At 72.6% G+C, this 19,034-nt stretch carries 16 protein-coding genes; 4 read left to right on the top strand and 12 right to left on the bottom strand.

What is annotated here, in order from left to right:
- Positions 1–235: 235 nt before the first annotated feature.
- Positions 236–2,434: a germacradienol/geosmin synthase gene (locus ACFVYX_RS22950; RefSeq protein ID WP_389683285.1), complete on the top strand. Its 2,199-nt coding sequence runs from the start codon at positions 236–238 to the stop codon at positions 2,432–2,434.
- 58 nt (positions 2,435–2,492) lie between these two features.
- On the opposite strand, the gene ACFVYX_RS22955 is transcribed toward ACFVYX_RS22950, so the two are convergent.
- From ACFVYX_RS22955 to ACFVYX_RS22985, 7 genes are all read right to left on the bottom strand, one after another.
- The gene (locus ACFVYX_RS22955) at positions 2,493–2,858 is read right to left on the bottom strand and encodes an RNA-binding S4 domain-containing protein (RefSeq protein WP_389683286.1); all 366 of its coding nucleotides are present in this window, start codon (positions 2,856–2,858) and stop codon (positions 2,493–2,495) included.
- Positions 2,859–2,876: 18 nt separating this feature from the next.
- Positions 2,877–3,377, bottom strand: coding sequence for a hypothetical protein (locus ACFVYX_RS22960; protein ID WP_389683287.1), 501 nt, complete (start codon positions 3,375–3,377; stop codon positions 2,877–2,879).
- Positions 3,378–3,639: 262 nt separating this feature from the next.
- Complete coding sequence (locus tag ACFVYX_RS22965) at positions 3,640–4,077, bottom strand: ACT domain-containing protein (RefSeq protein WP_389683288.1); 438 nt, start codon at positions 4,075–4,077, stop codon at positions 3,640–3,642.
- 40 nt (positions 4,078–4,117) lie between these two features.
- A complete protein-coding gene (locus ACFVYX_RS22970) occupies positions 4,118–5,281 on the bottom strand; it encodes a thiolase domain-containing protein (RefSeq protein WP_389683289.1) in 1,164 nt (387 codons plus the stop codon).
- Positions 5,278–6,342, bottom strand: coding sequence for a thiolase domain-containing protein (locus ACFVYX_RS22975; protein WP_389683290.1), 1,065 nt, complete (start codon positions 6,340–6,342; stop codon positions 5,278–5,280). Before ACFVYX_RS22975 ends, ACFVYX_RS22970 begins: the two co-directional genes overlap by 4 nt.
- Positions 6,339–7,298, bottom strand: coding sequence for a Zn-ribbon domain-containing OB-fold protein (locus ACFVYX_RS22980; protein ID WP_389683291.1), 960 nt, complete (start codon positions 7,296–7,298; stop codon positions 6,339–6,341). The genes ACFVYX_RS22975 and ACFVYX_RS22980 overlap by 4 nt, the downstream gene beginning before the upstream one ends.
- Before the next feature lie 259 nt (positions 7,299–7,557).
- Positions 7,558–8,358 (bottom strand): crotonase/enoyl-CoA hydratase family protein, encoded by an 801-nt coding sequence (locus ACFVYX_RS22985; protein WP_389683292.1) that lies wholly within the window; start codon positions 8,356–8,358, stop codon positions 7,558–7,560.
- A 164-nt stretch (positions 8,359–8,522) separates the two neighbouring features.
- On the opposite strand from ACFVYX_RS22985, the gene ACFVYX_RS22990 reads away from it, so the two are divergent.
- Positions 8,523–10,247: an acyl-CoA synthetase gene (locus ACFVYX_RS22990; protein ID WP_389683293.1), complete on the top strand. Its 1,725-nt coding sequence runs from the start codon at positions 8,523–8,525 to the stop codon at positions 10,245–10,247.
- A gap of 9 nt (positions 10,248–10,256) precedes the next feature.
- On the opposite strand, the gene ACFVYX_RS22995 is transcribed toward ACFVYX_RS22990, so the two are convergent.
- Positions 10,257–11,777, bottom strand: a complete 1,521-nt coding sequence (locus tag ACFVYX_RS22995; protein ID WP_389683294.1) for an alpha/beta fold hydrolase — start codon at positions 11,775–11,777, stop codon at positions 10,257–10,259.
- A 103-nt stretch (positions 11,778–11,880) separates the two neighbouring features.
- On the opposite strand from ACFVYX_RS22995, the gene ACFVYX_RS23000 reads away from it, so the two are divergent.
- Positions 11,881–12,696, top strand: a complete 816-nt coding sequence (locus ACFVYX_RS23000; protein WP_389683295.1) for a pentapeptide repeat-containing protein — start codon at positions 11,881–11,883, stop codon at positions 12,694–12,696.
- A 9-nt stretch (positions 12,697–12,705) separates the two neighbouring features.
- Here ACFVYX_RS23000 and ACFVYX_RS23005 read toward each other — a convergent pair whose 3' ends face one another.
- Genes ACFVYX_RS23005 through ACFVYX_RS23020 form a run of 4 tightly spaced genes read right to left on the bottom strand, consistent with a single transcriptional unit; the run spans position 12,706 to position 17,264 of the window.
- A complete protein-coding gene (locus tag ACFVYX_RS23005; RefSeq protein ID WP_389683296.1) occupies positions 12,706–14,586 on the bottom strand; it encodes a serine/threonine-protein kinase in 1,881 nt (626 codons plus the stop codon).
- A 47-nt stretch (positions 14,587–14,633) separates the two neighbouring features.
- The gene (locus ACFVYX_RS23010) at positions 14,634–15,425 is read right to left on the bottom strand and encodes a GNAT family N-acetyltransferase (RefSeq protein ID WP_389683297.1); all 792 of its coding nucleotides are present in this window, start codon (positions 15,423–15,425) and stop codon (positions 14,634–14,636) included.
- 41 nt (positions 15,426–15,466) lie between these two features.
- Positions 15,467–16,027 carry a cupin domain-containing protein gene (locus ACFVYX_RS23015; protein WP_389683298.1) on the bottom strand — a complete coding sequence of 187 codons (561 nt, stop codon included), beginning with the start codon at positions 16,025–16,027 and terminating at the stop codon, positions 15,467–15,469.
- Between the two features lie 16 nt (positions 16,028–16,043).
- Entirely contained in the window at positions 16,044–17,264 is a 1,221-nt protein-coding gene (locus ACFVYX_RS23020) for a cytochrome P450 (protein WP_389683299.1), read from the bottom strand.
- 346 nt (positions 17,265–17,610) lie between these two features.
- On the opposite strand from ACFVYX_RS23020, the gene paaK reads away from it, so the two are divergent.
- A complete protein-coding gene (paaK, locus tag ACFVYX_RS23025) occupies positions 17,611–18,897 on the top strand; it encodes a phenylacetate--CoA ligase PaaK (protein WP_389683300.1) in 1,287 nt (428 codons plus the stop codon).
- The last annotated feature ends 137 nt before the right edge of the window (positions 18,898–19,034 follow it).

Consider the following 19,034-nt stretch of genomic DNA (forward strand, 5'->3'; position numbering starts at 1 on the left):
TGATTACTACCCTTTTCATTTGGCCATTGGGGTGGTCTTTTTTAAGGTCTTTGAGTTGGGGGTTTCCGTTGTCTGAGGGGGTGTGGCCTAAACACGGGGGGGTGGTGCCGCACACTCGGCCCGCCACCACCCCTTCGGCGTTCATAGGACTATTCGGAAGATCGCGTGCGCTGTACGGGCGACGGGTAAAGGTGGGCCCGAAACAGCTCATGCTCACCGGAAGGCCCCTCCGCACATGCCTCAGCCCTTCGTTATGCCGGATTTCTATGTTCCGTATCCGGCACGGCTCAATCCTCATGTGGAGGCCGCCCGCACGCACACCCGGGACTGGGCGCGGGAGATGGGGATGCTGGAGGGCTCCGGGGTCTGGGAGCAGCACGACCTCGACTCCCATGACTACGCGCTGCTCTGCGCGTACACGCATCCCGACTGCGACGAGGAGGCCCTGAACCTCGTCACGGACTGGTACACGTGGGTGTTCTTCTTCGACGACCACTTCCTGGAGGTCTTCAAGCGGACCCAGGACCGGGCGGGCAGCAAGGCGTATCTCGACCGGCTGCCGCTGTTCATGCCGGCGGATCCGGCGACGGGCATGCCCGAAGCCACCAACCCCGTCGAGGCGGGACTCGCCGACCTGTGGCGGCGGACCGTTCCCTCGATGTCCGAGGGCTGGCGGACGCGGTTCGCGGAGGCGACCGAGCACCTGCTCTACGAGTCCCTCTGGGAGCTCGACAACATCAACGACGGGCGCGTCGCCAACCCCGTCGAGTACATCGAGATGCGCCGCAAGGTGGGCGGCGCGCCCTGGTCGGCCGGGCTCGTCGAGTACGCGGCGGGGGCGGAGGTACCGGCCCGGGTGGCGTACTCACGGCCGCTGCGGGTGCTCAGGGACGCCTTCTCCGACGCCGTCCATCTGCGCAACGACCTCTTCTCGTACCAGCGCGAGGTGGAGGACGAGGGCGAGAACAGCAACGGCGTGCTCGTTCTCGAGCGGTTCCTCGGCTGTACGACGCAGCAGGCGGCGGACGCGGTCAACGACCTGCTGACCTCGCGGCTCCAGCAGTTCGAGAACACGGCCCTGACCGAGGTGCCGCTGCTCGCCGCCGAGCAGAGGCTCGACCCGGCCGAGTGCGCGGCCGTGGCGGCGTACGCCAAGGGGCTGCAGGACTGGCAGTCCGGCGGTCACGAGTGGCACATGCGCTCCAGCCGGTACATGAACGAGGGCATGGTCGCGGGTCCCTCACGGTTCGACGGGGTGCTCGGCACTTCGGCGTTCGACATCAGGACCGTCTTCGGGCGCCCGGCCGCCTCCCGGCTGCGGACTCTCACCCACGTGCCGCACCAGCACGTCGGGCCGTCGCTGCTGCCGGAGTTCGACCTGCCGTACGCGCTGGCGCTCAGCCCCCACCATCAGGAGGCGAAGCGGCGCTCCGAGGACTGGGCCGAGCGGATGGGGCTCCTCGACGACATCTGGGACCGCCCGATGATGGAGGGCTTCGACCTCGCGCTCTGCTCGGCGGGGCTCGACCCGGACGCCACGCCGGAGGAGCTGGAGCTCAGCGCCGAGTGGCTGACCTGGGGGACGTACGGGGACGACTACTACCCGTTCGTCTTCGGGAGGTCCCGCAACCTCACCGGCGCGAAGGAACAGACCGACCGGTTCAAGACCTGCCTTCCGCTGGAGGATCCGGCCGCCGGGGCCGCGCTCGCCGGGAACGCGATGGAACGCTCGCTCGCCGACCTCTGGGCGCGGACCGCGGGCCCCATGGCCCCGGAGGCGCGCGCCCAGCTGCGGTTCGCGCTCGACATGATGCTGGACAGCTGGATGTGGGAGCTGCACAACCAGGCGCAGCACCGGGTTCCCGACCCCGTGGACTACATCGAGATGCGCCGCAGCACCTTCGGCTCGGAACTCACCACGCTGATGTGCAGGCTGCGGCAGACCGAGGTGCTGCCGCCGGAGCTGTACCGCTCGGGGACCGTGCGCGCCCTGGAGAACGCGGTCATGGACTACGGGGCGCTGATCAACGACCTCTTCTCGTACCAGAAGGAGATCGAGGTCGAGGGCGAGGTGCACAACGGCGTTCTCGTGCTCCAGAAGTTCTTCGACTGCGACTACCCGACGGCCGTGGCCATGGTCCATGACCTGATGCGGGGCCGGCTGCGCCAGTACGAGCACCTGAAGCAGCGCGAAGTACCCCTGATGTACGAGGAGTTCGGCCTTGACGCGGCCGGGCGTGAGGCCTTCGGGGCGTATCTGCGGCAGTTGGAGGACTGGCTGGCGGGCATCCTCCACTGGCACCGGAACGTGCGGCGTTACCGAGCCGAGGACGTCCACGCGGGCAGCGGCACCGCGCTGATCGGCCGCGGCCCGACCGGCCTCGGCACCTCGGCCGCACGGGTGGCCGCGCTGCTCGGCTCCGCCGCGCGCTGACACGCGGGAGGCCGCCGCCGGGAGTGTCCCGGGGGCGGCCTCCTCCTACCGGCTCGCGTCAGGGCCGGCGGCCGCGCAGCTCGTCCAGTTCCCTGCGGTCGCGCTTGGTCGGGCGGCCCGCGCCACGGTCGCGGACGGCGGCGACGGCCACCTGCTCGCGCGGCGGCGGGGGCGGGCTGTTGTCGACGTACGCCTCGACCGCGACCGGCGGCCCCACCCGCTTGGTGTGGAGCTCCTTGACCTCGACGATCCGCTCACGGCCGCCGTGGAAGATCCGGATCTCGTCGCCCGGCTTGACCGGCTGGGCGGGCTTGGCCCGCTCGCCGTTGACCTTGACGTGCCCGGCCCGGCAGGCCGCCGCGGCCTGTGAACGGGTCTTGGTGAGGCGGACCGCCCAGACCCAGCTGTCGACGCGTGCGCTCATCGGCCCCCGCTTCCCCTGTCAGCCCTGCTGGAACAGCTCGGCGGGCAGCGGCTTGAGCAGCGCGTACAGGTCGTCGGTGATCGGCCGGTCCCAACTGGCGATCGTCACGAGGACGTTGTCGCTGCGGTCGAACTGCACGCAGGAGATACGGCTCTCGGAGAGCTTGAGGCGGCGAACGATCAGGAGGTTGTCGCCCTGCATCACCGGGACGTCCTCCGCGTCGAGGACCTCGACCGGCTCGTCGTTCTCCAGGGCGGCGAGGAGCTGGGCCACCTCGAAGGGGATCTGGCCCTCCGCGAGCTCGCGCGCCGGAGAGCCCTCCGGGAGGTTGCCGATGATCATCGCGGGTCCCCGGCCGCCGAACAGGTCGTACCGGAGGAAGACGCCCTGGCAGGAGCCGTCGGGGGCGGGCAGCAGACCGGCGCCGAGGTTGCCGGGCCAGTCCCCCGGGTCCATGGCCAGGACATCGAAGTCCGGGCCCGCGGGTGTGGCGGCGCTGCGGCGGCGGAGGAAGGACATACGGCCATGGTACGTGCCCGGGCGCGCGATGCGACGCGCCGGGCGGCTCCGGGCGTCGAGGCCCCTCCGGCGGCTTCGGGGAGGCCTCGTCAGGCTCTCCCGGACCCGCCGGGACCGCTCGACGACGGGCGGGGCGGGGACGGGGCCGGGGACCTTCGGCCGCTCACCGTCCGTGAGGGATGGGCGACATCCCTCACGGACGGTGAGCATGCTGCCCTTTCCGTCGCCCTCTCGGCAGCGGTCACCCGGCGCGCCCGATCGCTCACATGGGGCTGCCCGCGCCGGGCGGCGGCGCCGGGGACCGTTCCGCGCGCTCGGCGAGCCGGACCAGCACGGCCAACGCCTCCTCGGCGCGGGCGTGTTCGACGAAGAGGTGGTCATGGTGGTATCCGGCCACCACGTTGCAGCTCATGCCCGCCGCGGCGAGCTCGCTCGCGACGGCGGCCGTGAGCCCCACGGCGTCCAGCGCCGAGTGGACCCGGAGCGTGATCCAGCCCGCCACGTAGTCGTAGCCGAGGGCGGCCGCGTCCGCCTCCTCCTGGCGTACGACGAGGGTCAGTCCCTCGGGCTCCGTGACGGTGACGACCGGGGCGACGCCGGCCGGGGCGGGGCCGGTCACCGTGGTGAAGACATAGCGGCCGTCGGCGAGTTCCGGCCGCATCCCGGCGAGGAGCCGGGTCAGATCACGTTCCGCGTTCATGGGCCCAGCGTAGGGCCTGTCTTTCGGGTCAAGCCCAGGCTCAGCCGGCGGGCGGGGTGTCCGCCACGAGCCACATGGAGAAGAACTGCGCGCCGCCGCCGTAGGCGTGCCCGAGGGCCCGGCGCGCGCCGTCGACCTGGTGCTCGCCCGCCTCCCCGCGTACCTGGAGGGCGGCCTCGGCGAAGCGGATCATCCCGGAGGCTCCGATGGGATTGGTGGAGAGCACTCCGCCGGAGGGGTTCACGGGCAGGTCGCCGTCGAGTTCGGTGACGCCGGCCTCGGTGAGCTTCCAGCCCTCGCCCTCCTCGGCGAAGCCCAGGTTCTCCAGCCACATCGGCTCGTACCAGGAGAAGGGCACGTACATCTCGACGGCGTCGATCTCCCGCCGGGGGTCGGTGATGCCGGCCTGCCGGTAGACGTCGGCGGCGCAGTCCCGTCCGGCCCGGGGCGAGACGAAGTCCTTGCCCGCGAAGAGCGTCGGTTCGCTGCGCATCGCTCCGCCGTGGACCCAGGCGGGCGGCCGGGGTGAACGGGCCGCGCCCGTACGGTCGGTGAGGACCATGGCGCAGGCGCCGTCCGACGAGGGGCAGGTCTCGGAGTAGCGGATGGGGTCCCAGAGCATCGGGGAGGCCTGCACCTTCTCCAGGGTGAGTCCGTGCTCGTGGAGGTGGGCGTACGGGTTCAGGAGCGCGTTGCGCCGGTCCTTGTACGCGACGAGGGAGCCGATCGTGTCGGGGGCGCCGGTGCGGCGCATATAGGCCCTGACGTGCGGGGCGAAGAAGCCTCCCGCGCCGGCGAGCAGCGGCTGCTGGAAGGGGACGGGCAGCGACAGGCCCCACATGGCGTTGGACTCGGACTGCTTCTCGAAGGCGAGGGTGAGGACGGTCCGGTGGACGCGCGCGGCGACCAGGTTGGCGGCGACGAGTGCGGTGGAGCCGCCGACGGAACCGGCGGTGTGCACCCGGAGCATGGGTTTGCCGACCGCTCCGAGCGCGTCGGCGAGGTACAGCTCCGGCATCATCACGCCCTCGAAGAAGTCGGGGGCCTTGCCGATGACGACGGCGTCGATGTCCGCCCAGGTCAGCTCCGCGTCCGCGAGGGCGCGGGCGGCGGCCTCGCGGACGAGTCCGGCGATCGACACGTCCCCGCGGGCGGCGACGTGCTTGGTCTGGCCGATGCCGACGACGGCGACGGGTTCCTTCACTGTCGGTCCCCTTCCAGGACGGCGACCAGGTTCTGCTGGAGGCAGGGGCCCGAGGTCGCGTGGGCGAGGGCGCGGTCGGACGCGCCGCGGTGGATGCGGGCGGCGGCCTCGCCGAGCCGGATGAGGCCGGCGGCCATGACGGGGTTGGCGGCGAGGGCGCCGCCGGAGGGGTTGATCCGGACGGTGTCGTCGAGGCCGAGGGCCTTGGTGAGCACGACTTCCTGGGAGGTGAAGGGCGCGTGGAGTTCGGCGGTGTCGACGGGCCGCTCGAAGGCTCCGGCGCGTTCGGCGGCGAGGCGGGTGGAGGGCGAGTCGGTGAGGTCGCGGACGCCCAGCGCGTGGGCCTCGATGCGGTGGTCCATGCCGCGGATCCAGGCGGGCCGGTCGCAGAGGGTGCGGGCCGTGTACCCGGCGGCGAGTATCACGGCGGCGGCGCCGTCGCCGATGGGCGGGCAGTCGCCGGTGCGGAGCGGCCGCACGACGTACTCGCCCTGCGGACGGGCGCCGGGCAGCTGGGCGTGCGGGTTCGCCGCCGCGTCGGCGCGGCTCCGGCCGGCGATGGCGGCGAGGGCGGGTTCGTCGGTGTCGCCGGCGTCGACGAGCGCCTGGGCCTGGAGGGCGGCGAGGGCGACGGAGTCGGGCCAGAGCGGGGCGAGGTAGTAGGGGTCGAGCTGGCGGGTGAGGACGTCGCGGACGGAGCCGGGCGAGGACTTTCCGTAGGAGTAGACGAGGGCGGTGTCGGCCTCGCCGGTGAGGAGCTTCACCCAGGCCTCGTACAGCGCCCAGGCGCCGTCGGTCTCGACGTGCGACTCGGAGATCGGCGGCCAGGCGCCGACGCCGTCGAGGGCCATCGTGAAGGAGAAGGCGCGGCCGGCGAGGTAGTCGGAGGAGCCGGAGCAGGTGAAGCCGATGTCGGAGGTCGTGAGCCCGGTGCGGCTGAGCACCTCGTGGAGGACGGGCATGACCATCTCGACCTCGGAGAGGTCGTCGGTGCGGCGGCGGTGGTCGCTCTGGGCGAAGGCGACGATCGCCACCTCACGGCCGGGCCGGTGCGGCGTCACAGCAGCTCCTTGTAGGTGTCGTAGTCGGCGTCGGGCTCGCCGGTGGGCCGGTAGTGGTCGGGGTAGCGGCCGTCGTCGCTCCAGACGGGTTCGACGCGCAGACCCATGCGGACCTGGTCGTAGGGGATGCCGGCGATGCGGCCGTGGAGGGCGAGGCCGGCGCCGTCGAGGGCGATGTGGGCGTAGACGTAGGGGACGTCGATGTCGGCGTACTTCGCCTTGATGTTGACGATGCAGAAGGTGGTGACGGTGCCGCCGGGGCCGACCTCGACCTGGTCGGTGGTCGCGACGCCGCAGGTGGGGCAGGCGCCGCGGGGCGGCACGTAGACCTTGGCGCAGGACGGGCAGCGTTCACCGACGGTGCGGCGCTCGGCGAGCGCGTGCAGATAGCGGGTCTGGGCACGGCCGGGGCTGTAGGTGTAGTCGAGGCGGGCGGGGGCGACGATGCCGGTGACGGGGTCTTCGAACTCGCCCGTGTGCGAGGAGGGTTCGGCACCAGGGGCGCTGTCGTACGGCTCGAAGCAGGCGATGTCCGTGATGGTGCCGGAGCGTTCGGCGGCCCAGCGGACGCGGACTCTGAGTCCCGTACGGACGGCTTCGGGTCCCGGCGCGTCGAGGGCGTGCAGGAGGGCGGTGTCGGCGCCGTCGAGGCGGACGAGGACCCAGGCGAAGGGGGTCGCGAGGGGCTGGCCGGGGCGGGGCTCGGGGTTCCAGGCCCAGGTGGTGACGGTGCCGGTGACGCCGACCTCGACGAGGTCGCGGAGCTCGGCGGCGGTGGCGGGGTCGTACTCGACGGGCGGGACGAGGACGTCGCCGGCTTCCGTGCGGACGCCGAGGACGGTGCGCTCGCGGAGTCCGGTGAGGAAGGCGGACTGGACGGGGCTGAGGGAGCGGGTGAAAGGGAATTCGAGGGTGAGGGGGGCGCGGAGGGTCTCGGGAGGTGGGGTGACGGTCATGGGCGGGGCTCCTCTTGGCCGGGGGTCCGGGGGGATTCGGGGGGGAATCCGGGGGGCGCTGGGCGGGGCCACTTCCCCACCCCGCCCCTCCCCGAACTGGGGGCAAGCCCCCAGGCCCCGTACGGCCTTCGGCCGTGCCCTCAAACGCCGGGCGGGCTGGATTTTCCGCCGGCGGGCGGAAAATCCAGCCCCGTCGGCGTTTGAGGCGCGGGGTCTGGGGCGGAGCCCCGGTTCGGGAAGGGGCGGGGTGGGGAAAGGTTCACTCCCGCCGGAACACCGCCGCCCGTTTCTCCGCGAACGCCCTCGCCCCTTCCTTGGCGTCCGCCGTGTCGAAGATCGGCCACCCCCGTTTCAGCTCGGCGGCCAGCCCTTCCGTCTCGGTCATCTCGGCCGTCTCGTAGACGGAGGCCTTCACCGCCTCGACGGCCAGCGGGCCGCAGGCGTTGATCCGTTCGGCGATGTCGAGGGCGGTGTCGAGCGCGGTGCCGTCGGGGACGACCCGGCCGACGAGGCCGATGCGGGCGGCTTCCTCGGCGGTGTACGGGCGGCCGGTGAGGAGCATCTCGAGGGCGTGGGTGCGGGGGATCTGGCGGGGCAGCCGGACGGTGGAGCCGCCGATGGGGAAGAGGCCGCGCCGGACCTCGAAGAGGCCGAAGGTGGCGGAGGCGGCCGCGACCCGGATGTCGGTTCCCTGGAGGATCTCGGTGCCTCCGGCGACGCAGTACCCCTCGACGGCGGCGATGACGGGTTTGCGGGGCCGGTGGTGGCGCAGCATCGCCTTCCAGTGCAGGTCGGGGTCGGCCTTCAGGCGGTCCCGGTACCGCTCGCCCTCCATTCCCTTGCCGGCCAGGGCCTTGAGGTCCATGCCGGCACAGAAGGCGCCGCCCGCGCCGGTGAGGACGACGGAGCGGACCGCGTCGTCGGCGTCGGCCTCCAGCCAGCCGTCGTAGAGGCCGACGAGCATCGGCAGCGAGAGGGCGTTCTTGGCCTCGGGCCGGTTCAAGGTGAGTACGAGCGTGGCGCCTTCGCGCCGCACGCCGAGGTGTTCGGTGCCACCCATGGGGTCTCCCGTCTCCAGTTCTGGAACAGGTTGCAGTAGCCCGGGGCTCAGTTCAATAGTTTTCTGACACATAGTCAGATTCTTCCGTGCGACCTCTTCCCCCTGTCGGCGTACGGCGCTCTAATGACCGCCCGAGTCCGTACGTACCGGGGTCAGGAGGAACGGTGGAGTACAACCTTGCCGACCTGTTCGAATCGGTCGTCGACGTGGTTCCCGACCGCGAGGCGCTGGTGTACGTCGACCATCCGGGCACGGGCGCGGAACGGCGGCTGACCTACGCCGGTCTGGACGCGGCGGCCAACCGGATCGCCCACCACCTCACCGACGCGGGCATCCGGCCCGGTGAACACCTCGGCCTCCACCTCTACAACGGCGTCGAGTACCTGCAGACCGTCCTCGCCTGCCTCAAGGCACGGATCGTGCCGGTCAACGTGAACTACCGGTACGTGGAGGAGGAGCTCGTCTACCTGTACCGGGACGCCGACCTCGCCGCGCTCGTCTTCGACGCCGAGTTCACCGACCGGGTCGCGGCGGCGCTGCCGCAGACGGAGAAGCTGCGCCACCTCGTGCGGGTGGGGACCCCTCCCGAGGGCGCGGCCGCACTCGCCTGCGTGCCGTACACCGAGGCGGAGGCCGGCGGCTCCCCGGAGCGGGGCTTCGGGGCCCGCTCGGCCGACGACCTCTTCATCATCTACACCGGCGGCACGACCGGGATGCCCAAGGGCGTCCTGTGGCGCCAGGAGGACCTGTTCTTCGCGGGGCTCTTCGGCGGCGACCCCTCGGGCGAGCCCGTGAAGCGCCCCGAGGAGCTGGCCGAGCGGGTCGCGGCCGGCGGCGCCGGCCTCACCTTCTTCCCCGCGCCGCCCCTCATGCACGGCACGTCGACGCTGACCGCGTTCATCGCCTTCCACTACGGGCAGCGGGTCGTCCTGCACCGCAAGTACGTCCCGGAGGAAGTCCTGCGCACCCTGGAGAAGGAGAAGGTCTCCAGCATCTCCCTGGTCGGGGACGCGATGCTGCGACCCCTTGTGGACGCGCTGCGCGGGCCGCTGAAGGGCACGGACCTCTCGGCCCTGTTCAGCCTGTCCTCGTCCGGGGCGATCATGTCCGACACCGTGCGGGCCCAGCTCCAGGAGCTGATGCCGAACGTCCTGCTCCTCAACAACTTCGGCTCCACCGAATCGGGGTCCAACGGCCGCGCCACCGACGACTCCGGTCCCGCCAGGGGCTTCCGGCTCCACGTCAACGAACGCACCCAGGTGGTCGACCCGGCGACCCGTGCCCCGGTCGCGCCCGGTGAGACCGGCCGGCTCGCCCAGCGTGGCCACGTGCCGCTCGGCTACTACAACGACCCGGCCAAGACCGCCGAGACCTTCTTCGAGCGGGACGGGGTGCGGTGGGTGCTCCTCGGGGACATGGCGACCGTCGACGGGACCGGGGTGGTCACCGTCCTGGGGCGTGGTTCCCAGTGCATCAACACGGGCGGCGAGAAGGTCTACCCGGAGGAGGTGGAGCAGGCCCTGAAGTCCCACCCCGACGTGTACGACGCGCTCGTCGCCGGAGTGCCCGACGCCCGCTGGGGCAGTCACGTCGCCGCGGTCGTCCAGCTCCGCCCCGACGCCCCGCCGCTGGACCTGGAGGCCCTGCAGAGCCACTGCCGCCCCCGCCTCGCCGGGTACAAGGTGCCCCGCCAGCTGGTGCTGACGGACCGGATCCAGCGCTCCCCCAGCGGCAAGGCGGACTACCGCTGGGCCCGCTCGGTGGCGGTGGACGCGGACACGGCGGACTCCGGGAAGTCCTCCGTCCAGGGCCCGCCCGGCGGATCACGACCGGACCGTTCCCAGGACCTGTCGTCACCCTCCCGTCGTCGCCCGCAGGCGGGAGAGTGACGACCGGACCTACAGCCCGAAGTCCCTGAGTGCCGCCAGGAATTCCTCGGGCCGGTCCGTGTGGACGAGATGCCCCGCGTCGATCGTCGCGAGGCGGGCGCCGGGGATGCGCGCGGCCAGCCGGGCCAGGTGGTCCTGGGGCAGATGGCTGGACGGGCCGCCCGCGAGGACGAGGGTGGGGGCCGTGATCGCGGGCAGCTCCGCGCGCCAGGCGGGGTCGGGGGCGTTCAGCTGGGCGTCGGTGGCCGGGACGATCTCCCAGTCGAAGTCGAGGGGGCCCTCGGGGCGTTCGGCCGGCGGGCGAGGCGGGTCGAGCGGGGAGAACCCCGGGGGCTCCTCAAGGACGAGCCGGCCGATCAGTCCCGGCTCCCGCTGGGCGAGGAGGCAGGCGGCCCCGGCGCCCATCGAGTGGGCGACGACCGTGGCGCCGGTGAGTCCGAGGGCCTTGAGGAGGCCGCCGAGTTCGTCGCGGAAGACGTCGAAGCCGTAACGCCCGGGGCGGTCGCTGAGCCCGTGGCCGCGGAGGTCGACGGCGTACACCCGGTGGTCCGCGGCGAGCTCCGCCGCGACCCGTGTCCAGGTGGCGCTGTTCTCGCCGCGCCCGTGGACGAGGACGACGGGCGGGGCGTCCTGGGAGCCTCGTACCCGGTACGCCAGTCGGACGCCGTCCACCGTGACCGTGCGGACCTCGGGGTCGAGGAACGCGGCGACCGGGCGGAGGAAGGCGTCCGCATCGTCCACCCACGGGAAGTGCCCGGCGCCGGGAAGGACGACCAGTTCGGCGGAGGGGAAGCAGGCGGCCGCCTCGGCCGCCTTGGCGGGGGTGGGGCCCGCGTCGTACTCCCCCGCCAGGATCAGGACCGGCGCGGTGAGCGCGGCGAGCGCGCGGCGGGTCGTCTCCGGGTCGTAGGCGCCCTCTCCGTGATAGGCGTGGACGGCCTCCTCGCGCATCTGGCCCGCCGCTGCCGCGGCGTGCTCCTGAGCGGCCTCGTCCCATCGGCCGTAGGCGAAGGGAGCGACGATCTCCAGGACACGCGGGAGCGGGGTGGCCGGCCCGATCGTGGCGAGCGCGGCGCGGGCCTCCGGGTACCAGGGCCGGTCGGCGAAGATCTCGACGGCCTCGTCCCACTCCTCGTCGGTGGTGTCGACGCCGAGCGCGCGGCTCGCGGAGGTGACGAGGACGAGGGAGCGGATCCGCTCGGGGTACGCGGCCGCGTACAGGATGGCGAGGTTCCCGGCGGCCGAGTGGCCGAGGAGGTCGATCCGGTCGAGGCCGAGGTGGGCGCGGAGCGCCTCCACGTCGCCGACCTGCCGGTCGCAGCGGTACGTGGCGGGGTCGGCGGGCTGGGCACTCGCTCCGGTGCCGCGGGCATCGAGCAGGACCAGGGCGCGGTGGGCGGCGAGTCCGCCGAGGTCGCCGAGGTAGCCGGCGTCGCGCATCGGTCCGCCCGCGAGGCACAGCAGCGGCTCTCCCTCCCCGTGGATCCGGTAGGAGAGCTCGGTCCCGTCGTACGTCGTGAACTTCGGCATGCCGACGATCCTCACCGGCGGCGGACGATCTTCGCAATCGGTTTCACCTAGAGCGCGATACGGTGGACGGAACGTCCCCGATCTGCGAAGGAACCACTTCATCGTGCCCGAGACCGGGGAATCCGCACTGCGCGGCGACTGTTCGAACTGCTTCGGCCTGTGCTGTGTGGCACTGCCCTTCGCGAAGTCGGCCGACTTCGCCGCGAACAAGGCGCCCGGTGAGCCCTGCGGGAACCTCCAGGAGGACTTCCGCTGCGGCATCCACACCCGGCTGCGGCCGAGCGGTTTCCAGGGATGCACGGTGTACGACTGCTTCGGCGCGGGTCAGCAGGTCTCCCAGGTGACCTTCGGCGGGGTGTCCTGGCGCGAGGCGCCGGAGACCGCGAGCCGCATGTACGACGTGTTCTATGTGATGCGCCAGCTCCACGAGCTGCTGCGCTACCTCACCGAGGCGCTGGACCGGCCGGCGGCCCTGCCGGTCCACGCCGAGCTGCGGGGGGCGATCGACCGTGTCGAGGAGCTCACCCGGGGTTCGGCGGACACACTGGAGGAGCTGCGGGTGCCCGACGTCCGCGCCGACGTGAACCGGCTGCTGCTGCGGACGAGCGAGCTGGTCCGCGCGACGGCCGGCGGGAAGCCCAGGAGCAGGCGCGGGGCGGACCTGGTCGGGAAGCGGCTGCGCGGCGCGAAGCTGCGCGGCACCGACCTGCGGGGGGCGCTGCTGATCGCCGCCGATCTGACGGGAGCGGATCTGTCGCTCGCGGATCTGATCGGCGCCGACCTGCGGGACGCCGATCTCTCGGGGGCGGACCTGACGGGCGCCCTGTTCCTGACGCAGCCCCAGCTGAACGCGGCGCGCGGGGACGCCGCCACCCGCCTCCCGGAGGGTTTCGAGCGCCCCGCGCACTGGACGTCCTGACCGGCTCCGCTACGAGGTGGTCGCCGCGTTCCGCCAGACCGTCACGTCGAGCGTCAGATACGTGCTGGGCGAGTCCTCCGGGGAGATGCCCTTGACGGTGACGAGACCCAGGTGGCCGCTGCCGGTCGTGACGCAGACCTGACGGCCGGTGGTCAGCTTGTTCACGTACACCTCCTGGGTGAAGCGGGTCTCCGCCCGGCACACGGCGAGGGAGCCCTGCTGCCCCGGGTCGAGGAGCACCAGGCTGCCGCCGCTGCTCTCGGCGTCGAGGTATCCGCCGGTGTCGTAGGAGAGTTCGTAACCGCCGTCCTCACCACTCTGCGGGCGGACGTTCTCGTCCCCGAGGGTCAGGTGATAGCCGGCGGTGAGGTTGATGCCTTTGTAGTCGGCGGGCTTCGGGTCGGCGCCGGCCGGGGGCTTCGTACCCGCGGCGGTGCCGCCGGTGGTGCCGCCGGTGGTGCCGGGCGTCGTCGTCGCCCCTCCGCCGTTCGGCTTGTTGCCGTTCGTCGGGGTCTCCTGTCCCTTCTCCTTCAGCAGCGCGTAGGCCGTCACACCGCCCACGAGGCCGAAGGCGAGCACGGCGGCGAGCGCGACGAGGAGCCCTCGGCCACCCCGGTTCCGCGCGGGAGCGGACGGTTGCCCGCCCGGGACGCCGAGGTGCTGGTACGGCGTGGGGACGGGCCCCTGCGTCGGCGCGTAGGCATGGGCGGGCGCCGCGTGGACCGGCGCCGTGTGCGGCCGGGGCGTGCCGTACGGTCCGGGCTGCGGGGGCGGCTGCTGGCCGGCGGGAGGTCCGTACGCGCCGGGCGGCGCTGCCGGCGGGGCCGGGGTGGCCGGCGCGGTGGGCGCGTAGGCCACGCCGGGGGCGGTGGGCGCGTGACCGACCGCCGGAGCGGGCGGACCCGACGGGGCGGTGGGCGGGTAGCCGGCCGCGGGGGCGGTCGTCGGGGGCGGCGGTGTCTGAGCGGGGGCGGGAGCCGCCGCCCGCGCCGTGATCTCGGCGGAGACGGGGCCCGGCAGCCAGTCCTCGGGCCGTCGGAGCACCGTCGCCGCGTTCGCCTCCTGGCAGAGCCGGATGACCTCGGCGAGCGTCGGCCTGGCCTCGGGGTCCTTCGCGAGGCAGCGGGTGACGAGCTCGCTCAGCCGCTCCGGCACGGCGCTGAGGTCCGGCTCCTCGTGCACGATGCGGTACAGCACGCCGTGCGAGGTGCCCTCGCCGAACGCCGGCGCCCCCGTCGCCGCGTAGGCCGCGACCTGCCCGAGCGCGAAGATGTCGGTCGCCGGGGTGACCTTGCGTCCCGCGGCCTGCTCGGGCGCCATGAACGACGGGGTGCCGATGGTGACGCCGCTGCCGGTGAGCGAGGTCGCGTCGGCGGCGTGGGCGATGCCGAAGTCGATGACGCGGGGACCGTCGGACGCGAGCAGCACGTTGGACGGCTTGAGGTCGCGGTGGACGATCCCGGCGCCGTGGATGACGTGCAGGGCCTCGGCCATGCCGGCGATGAGCAGCAGCACCGTCTCCACGGGCAGCGCTCCGTGGGCGACGACCGCGTCGGCGAGCGAGGGGCCCGGGACGTAGGCGGTGGCGAGCCAGGGCTGGGCGCCCTCGGGGTCGGCGTCGATCACGGGCGCGGTGAAGAGTCCCTGCACGCGCTGCGCGGAGCGCACCTCCTGGGCGAAGCGGCGGCGGAACTCCGCGTCCTCGCCGAACTCGGGGCGGATCAGCTTGATCGCCACGGGCCGGCCGCCGGGCGTGTACGAGAGGTACACCTTGCCCATGCCGCCTGCTCCCAGCTTGGCGGCGAGCCGGTAGCCGGCGACCGTGGTGGGGTCGTCCGCCGCCAGCGGTTGGAAGATCTCGCCGCTTCGACCCGGCTGCTGACCACTCATGTACGCATGTCTCCCCACGCTGACCTCTGTTGGTGCCGGAGGGCACCCTACCGTCGCGGGGGCCGCGTGGTGTACGCGTACGGCGTGGTGGTGGAGAGGGTGAGGAAGCCGAGGCGCTGGAGGATCGGGCGGCTGGTGTCGGCCGCGTCGACCTGGACGTATCGGTGGCCGCGTTCGGCCGCGATGCGGGTGCGGTGGGCGACGAGGGCGCGGTAGAGGCCGCGGCCCCGCCAGCTCTCGACGGTACCGCCGCCCCAGAGGCCGGCGAAGTCGGTGCCGGGGCAGAGTTCGAGGCGGGCGGCGCTGACGGGTTCGCCGGCGGCGAGGGCGACGACGGCGGTGACCGTGTCGGGGTCGGCCGCGAGGCGGTCGAGGAGCTGGCGGCCGATGTGGGCGCTGTCGGTGCCGAAGGCGCGTTCGTGGACCTCGACCACCTGGTGTACGCCGGTCTCGTCGGTGACGGCGCGGAGTTCGACGCCCTCGGGGAGCGGTACGTCGAGGGTCAGCGAGGCGGCTTCGGCGGCCATCAGGGTCTCGGGGTCCTCGGCGGCGAAGCCGGCGGCGAGAAGCCGGTCGCCGAGGTCGGCGGGGGTGTCGTGGGCGTACAGCTTCCACTCGAAGGACAGGCCCTCGGCGCGGTAGTGGTCGATCTGTCCGGCGATGGCCTCGTCGCAGGCGGACGCGTCGAGACCGGACCAGAGAACGCCGTTCCAGGCGTGGGCGGGGCCGGTCTGCCGGACGACGTCGCCGACGCGTTCGATCCGGCAGCCGGGCCCGTCGGGGCGGGCCTCGCGGCGGAGCTGGCGGTCGTACAGGTCGCGCAGGTGCTGGGGTTCCATGGGAGTCACTCCAGCACCTGGCGCGGGGCCGGGCAACGGGATTACCGGGCCGTGACGGGTCTTCCGGCATCATGCCGCAGCGGCGTGATCTGGTCGATGTCGTAGCGGATCCTGAGCCGTTCGACGGCCTGGTGGTCGACCTCGCCGCCGGAGCCGAGGATCTCCATGAGTTCCTCGAAGTACCGCTCGTGGTCGGGCGGCGGCGAGGCCTGGAAGAGCATGCGCACCGGTTCCCCGGTGGGGTTGGCGAAGGCGTGCGGGCAGCCGGGCGGCACCAGGATCAGGGTGCCGGGGGTCGCTCGGACGGCGCGCTGCCCGGTGGAGGACTCCCACTCCCGCCAGCTGTCCCTGGTGCGGACGAGCGGTTCGAAGGCGAGGACGTCGAGTTCGCCCTCCAGGACGTAGAAGAGTTCCTCGCTGTGCCCGTGGGCGTGGGCGCCGACGTCGAAGCCGGGCGGTACGACGACCTCGAACGTGGAGGCGGTGCGGGAGTGTTCGCCGGTCACCTTGAAGGTGACGTGCTGGGCCGCGGTGGTGAGGGTCTTCCCGTGGCCGGGCGGCACGATGAGGCCGCCGCCCGGTCCGATCGCCGTGGCTGTCATGGTGTGCGGGTTCCTCTCACCAGGTGACCGGGAGGGTCTCGGGGCCGCGGATGAGAGCCCCGCGCTGCCAGCGGAGCTCGTCCTCCGGGACCGCGAGCCGGAGGTCCGGGAAGCGGGTCCACAGGGAGGCGACGAGGATCTCCGACTCGATGCGGGCCAGGGCGGAGCCGGGGCAGTAGTGGGGTCCGTGGCCAAAGGCGACATGCGGGTTGTAGCCGCGGTCGAAGTCGAGCTTCTCCGGGTCGGGGAAGACGGCGGGGTCGCGGTTGGCGGTCAGGTAGGAGACGTAGACCGGGTCGCCGGCCGGGATGGTGACCCCACCGACCTCCACATCCTCCAGGGCGATCCGGGAGAGGCCGACGGCGTTGCGGTGCGGGATGTAGCGGAGGAGCTCGTCGACGGCCTGCGGCACCAGGGCGGGTTCGGCGCGCAGCCGGGCGAGGTGCTCGGGGTGGGTGAGCAGCGCGTACACCATGTTGGCGCTGTTGTTGCGGACGGCGTGGGCGCCGCCGATCTGGATGAGGACGGCGAGTCCGACGGCCTCGTGCTCGGTGAGGGTCTCGTCGTCGACGGCATCGGCGAGGACGGCGGCGAGGGTCTCCTTGCCGGTGCCGTGGTTGCGGCCGACGAGTTCGGTGAAGTAGCGGCCCATGTCGGCCTTGGCCTGCTCACTGGCCTCCCGGCCGGCCGCGGCGGAGATGATGGTGTCGGACCAGCGGGCCATCAGCGGCTGGTCCCCCTCGGGCACTCCCATGAGTTCGCTGACCATGGCGAGGGGGAACGGCCGGTTGACGAGTTCCATGAGGTCGGCGGGCGCGCCCTGCTCCTCGACCCGGTCCAGGAGCCGGTCCATGACGTCCTGGGCGTGGTCGCGCAGGGCGCGCAGGGCGCGGGCGCTGAAGGCGCGGGCGACGACGCGGCGCATCCGGGTGTGGTCCGGCGGGTCGGCGAAGCCGACGGCGCCTTCCATCGGGATGAAGTGGGGTGCGACGCGGGTGATGGAGCGGCCCCAGACGGCCTGGCGGCTGAAGCGCGGGTCCACGGAGACGAACTTGACGTCCTCGTAGCGGGTGACGAGCCAGGCGTGTCCCTCGCCGTGCGGCAGCCGGACCCGGGTGACGGGGTCCTCGTGGAGCAGCTTCGCGAGCAGCGGGTCGAAGTCGAGTCCGGTGAGGTCGGGCACGGCCCAGAAGTGGACCTGGGGGATGTCGGCGCCGGTGGCGGTGGTGGTGGTCACGGCGCCGTCCTCTCGGAGGCGGCGAGGGCGGAGCGGGGCGGGTGGGGCATGACGGTCACTTTCGTCCGGGCACGCGGGCGGGCCGCCGGCCGGAACCGGGGCGACGGGACCGAGGCCGGGCGGACCTCGGCTGTTCCACTCCTTCCCGCCGGGGAGGCGCTCACCGGCTCCCCGGCGGGAAAGACACCCCAAGGTGTGACGTGAGGCCCTCGGCCGGCCGTCAGGAGCTGCGGGGAATCTCCTTCCGCCCCCTTGCCAACCCCCGGGTGCTTCCGGTTTTACTGACCCGGAGCGGATCTACCGAATGATCGGTAGTCCGCTTTACGACCGTGGAGGAGTGGGCGCGATGACGGAACCGCTGGACAGCGGCGAACGGCTCGGACGCGAGGAGCTGGCGGCTCTCCAGCTGGAACGGCTGCGCGCGACCCTCCGCCACGCGTACGAGAACGTGGACTTCTACCGGCGCTCCTTCGACGCGGCGGGGGTGACCCCGGACGACTGCCGGTCGCTCGCGGACCTGATCCGTTTCCCCTTCACCACCAAGGCGGACCTGCGCGACGAGTACCCCTTCGGCATGTTCGCCGTCGGACAGGACCGGATCCGCCGTGTCCACGCCTCCAGCGGGACCACCGGCCGGCCCACGGTCGTCGGCTACACCGAGGGCGACCTCGACATGTGGGCGGACGTGGTGGCCCGCTCCCTGCGCGCCGCCGGGGCCCGCCCCGGACACAAGGTGCACGTGGCGTACGGATACGGCCTGTTCACCGGCGGACTCGGCGCGCACTACGGGGCGGAGCGGCTCGGGTGCACCGTGATCCCGGCCTCGGGGGGCATGACGGCCCGGCAGGTGCGGCTCATCCAGGACTTCCGGCCCGAGATCATCATGGTGACCCCCTCCTACATGCTCACGCTGCTCGACGAGTTCGAGCGGCAGGGGGTGGACCCGCGCTCGACCTCCCTGAAGGTGGGCGTCTTCGGCGCCGAGCCGTGGACGGAGGCGATGCGGAAGGAGATCGAGGAGGCGTTCGCGATCGACGCGGTCGACATATACGGCCTGTCGGAGGTGATCGGGCCCGGAGTGGCGCAGGAGTGCGTGGAGACCAAGGACGGGCTGCACATCTGGGAGGACCACTTCTACCCGGAGGTCGTGGACCCGTTCACGGGCGAGGTGCTGCCGGACGGGGAGGAGGGGGAGCTGGTCTTCACCTCGCTCACCAAGGAGGCCATGCCGGTGATCCGCTACCGGACCCGTGACCTGACCCGTCTGCTGCCGGGGACCGCGCGGGTGTTCCGGCGGATGGAGAAGGTCACCGGGCGCAGCGACGACATGATCATCCTGCGCGGGGTGAACCTCTTCCCCACCCAGATCGAGGAGATCGTGCTCCGCACTCCGGCCGTGGCCCCGCACTTCCAGCTCCGGCTGACCAGGGAGGGACGGCTCGACGTCCTGACCGTGCGGGCCGAGGCACGGGCGGGGGCGACGGGCGAGGAACGGACGGAGGCGGCCCGGGCGATCACGGCGGCGGTCAAGGACGGGATCGGGGTCTCGGTCGGGGTCGAGGTGGTCGATCCGGAGACGCTGGAGCGCTCGGTGGGCAAGATCAGGCGGATCGTGGACCTGAGGGAGGGCTAGGGAGTGTCTTGTCGATCGCGCCGGGCTCGCTCACCCCGCCCGATCGACAAGACACCCCCTAGGGCGTGTCCGTAAAGTTGGTGGCTCGTTGCTCTGTTCGTGGTGCGTCGACATGAACTGACGGATGAGTCGTGGGC

Origin of the sequence: Streptomyces sp. NPDC058326 (genome assembly GCF_042879855.1) — a bacterium.
Lineage (GTDB): Bacteria > Actinomycetota > Actinomycetes > Streptomycetales > Streptomycetaceae > Streptomyces.